Origin of the sequence: Holdemanella porci, assembly GCF_019052655.1 — a bacterium.
GTDB lineage: Bacteria > Bacillota_I > Bacilli_A > Erysipelotrichales > Erysipelotrichaceae > Holdemanella > Holdemanella hominis.
In genome coordinates, this window is sequence record NZ_JAHQVB010000157.1 from 1 (window position 1) to 659 (window position 659).

At 57.2% G+C, this 659-nt stretch carries 1 protein-coding gene; it reads left to right on the forward strand.

Annotation, left to right across the window (positions count from 1 at the left end):
• Window positions 1-359: 359 nt before the first annotated feature.
• The coding region (locus KTQ83_RS11925; RefSeq protein ID WP_217285062.1) for a hypothetical protein at window positions 360-659 on the forward strand (300 nt) is incomplete at its 3' end.

Genomic DNA, 659 nt, shown 5'->3' on the forward strand with positions numbered 1-659 from the left:
ATACCAGCGTAAGCATCGTGATACATCGCTGACGATGTGCATGAGACAAGTCGGAGAGGGGTATGTTCCGTAAGTCTCATGACCTACTCATTGCGGCCGATATGGTCGGTGGGTGAGAGAAAAAGAGAATGTGGGATATGGCGTTGGTGAGATATCGCCGTATCCCGTGGGCTCAAACCGTCCTACCGGTTTGAGCCCCCGTCTACTCAAGCCGCATAGACGGTTGATTTCCGGCGTGAGTCGGAGGAAATCAAAGGAGATTATGGATGAGAGTGTCATCAGGTGATCACGCTGGGCGTGCTTCTGCCCGGACTCGACACAGGAAATGGCTGCGGTCTGGCTTGGCAGCGGTGCTGTCGATGGCCACGCTGGCGGCATTGGCCGCACCGGCAAGCGCCACCGACACCATGCCGTGGGGAGGCCAGTATGCCGATACCAGCCATCCGGAGCAGTCTGCGGGAGCCAACCAGCCATATCAGCATGGCTATACCGGTCTGGATATTCTGAACTGGAACCCGGACGCGGATAAGGACTCGGAATACCTGCGCTCCCGTGTACCGTTGCAGACCCGCATCGCCGCCAACGCCGCGACGCAGAAAGACCCGAACCTGCCGGCCGATACGGAGATGTTCAACCTTGCTGGCTACTATTTTTTTTTT